We start from the raw sequence: 2234 nt of genomic DNA, 5'->3' as shown, positions 1-2234 counted from the left end.
CCGCTCTGCGGCCCGCCCCAGAAGGGCCCCGTTGTTCATCGGATGGTTGTAGATTATGTCGTGGCCGAACATCGGGTGGCCGGTGAACGGCACCCCCAGGCGGAACGCCGCCGCCTGCGCGCTGCTTTCGCGCCAGGGGTGCGGCGCCTTGAGGAAACCCGGTTCGAGCCCGAAACGACGGACCACGCCCAGCAGTTCCGCCGCGGCAGCGGCCCTCGCAGGGTCGCGGCCCAGGCACTCTCGTACCACAGCCTCAAGCTGCGCTTCGGAGGGTATCTCCAGCCCCTGGCCCTCGATCATTGCCCCCACCGACTCACCGTAGCCCCTTCCCTGCCAGGCCCCCACGTTCAGCGCCAGATTGATGAAAAACCCGGTCTCCTGCCAGTTGCCGAACTGCCCCCGGGCCACGTTCTCACGCACGTCCTCGCTGGTCTGGCCCAGGAACGAAAGCTCCCAGTCGTGGATTATTCCGGCTCCGTTTGTCGCCAGGTGGCTGACCCAGCCCTCGGCCGCCAGGGCGCCCAGCACCCGCGACAGCCCGTTCTTGATACAATGCGCTCCAAACGCCAATATCACCGGCCTTCTTTTCCGGCGCGCCGCCGCGATACGCTCCACGGTCTCGGCCACCAGGGCCTCGGCCTTTGCATCCAGCTTGCGCGGTGCGCTGGTGGGGTCGATTATGTCCCGTCCGGCGGTAACCTTGTTACGCCGCTCTGCCAGTGGCAGCATCCTTACCCGGCCGCGGTCCAGTGCCGGGTAGGAGCGAACGTCCTTATCAGTATTCATGTCTCCCCACACCGATTATCACGCTTATATGAGATCCAGCTCGAAGGAATTAATTTAGCTCAAATCGCATGTGCTGGCAACAGTTACGGTTTCACACCTGGCAGCCTCTCCGGCGGCGTGACAGCCCCCCAGGCCATAACCTTTGTCCCGGCGCACCAAAAGTGTTAAATTATCCACGGGCCGACAGCTCCCCCGCGCCCGCCGCGGCCTTGCCTGCGGCGGGAGGAGCGGCCCCGACATGAGCCACAATCGCATCACTTTCATATATCCAAACCGAGTGAGGGATTTTCCGATGAGCCACCAGACTGTCGACAGAAGCCGTGTCCGCGTGCTGGCCGAGAAGGCCGGCATACCCCTGACCGATGCCGTGCTCAAGGCCCTGAAAAAAGGCTCCGACCGCGGCCTCAAACCCGTGACCCTGTTCGCCGCCTGCCCCAACAGCGAGGCGGTCACCCGCGCCGCCCTGCGCTCCGCCCTCAAGAACGACGCCCCGATCAAGTACGCCGCCACGCTGAACCAGGTGGACCTGGACGGCGGCTACACCGGTTGGACTCAGGAGCAGTTTGTCGGGCTGGTGCGGGACGAGGTGGCGCGGATCGGGCTGGCTGGCCCGGTGATCGTGGCCCTGGACCACGGCGGCCCCTGGCTCAAGGACAAGCAGACTATCGAGAAGTGGCCCCTGGAGCGCGCCATGCAGGGAGTCAAGGACTCCCTGGTCGCCTGCGCCGACGCCGGCTACGACCTGTTGCACGTGGACCCGACTGTCGACCGCAGCCTGCCCAAGGGCCAGATCATCGACATCCACGTGGTGGTAGAGCGCACCGTGGAGCTGATCACCCACACCGAGCGTCACCGCCGCGCCAAGGGCCTGCCCCGTATCTCCTACGAGGTTGGCACCGAGGAGGTCCATGGCGGCCTGGCCGATATGAGCGTGTTCCGCACGTTCCTCGAGGGCTTGAAATCGGGCCTGAAGAAAAATGGCCTGGAGGATGTCTGGCCCTGTTTCGTGGTGGGCAAGGTGGGCACCGACCTGCACACTACCCTGTTCGACCCGGAAGTTGCCAAGACCCTGGTCTACGAGGCCAGCCGTTACGGCTCGTTCATCAAGGGGCACTACTCGGACAGCGTGGACAACCCGCAGGACTACCCCACCAGCGGCATGGGCGGGGCCAATATCGGGCCGGAGTTCACCGAGGCCGAGTACTGCGCCCTCAAGGACATGAGCGACAAGGAGGCCCTGTTGGTCGCCTCCGGCAAGCTGGCTTCCGCCAGCGGCGTACCCCAGGCTCTGGAGAACGCCGTAGTGGCCAGCGGACGCTGGGAGAAATGGCGTCAGCCGGATGAGATGGACAAACCCTTCGCCCAGCTCACCGCGGCCCGCCGCGAATGGCTGGTCCGCACCGGCTGCCGCTACATCTGGACCGATCCGGGTGTCCTGGCCGCGCGCA

At 65.4% G+C, this 2234-nt stretch carries 2 protein-coding genes; one reads left to right on the top strand and one right to left on the bottom strand.

From position 1 onward, the window contains the following. Positions 1 to 786, bottom strand: a 786-nt coding sequence (locus LLH00_16995; protein MCE5272977.1) for a hypothetical protein, incomplete at its 3' end; no start/stop codon positions are given. A 292-nt stretch (positions 787 to 1078) separates the two neighbouring features. Between LLH00_16995 and LLH00_16990 the strand changes: the two genes are divergently transcribed. Next, the coding region (locus LLH00_16990) for a class II D-tagatose-bisphosphate aldolase, non-catalytic subunit (protein ID MCE5272976.1) at positions 1079 to 2234 on the top strand (1156 nt) is incomplete at its 3' end.

This window comes from bacterium (assembly GCA_021372515.1).
Classification (GTDB): Bacteria; Gemmatimonadota; Glassbacteria; order GWA2-58-10; family GWA2-58-10; genus JAJFUG01.
The sequence above is the reverse complement of the archived record's forward strand: the minus strand, read 5'-3'. Positions and strand labels throughout refer to the sequence as shown.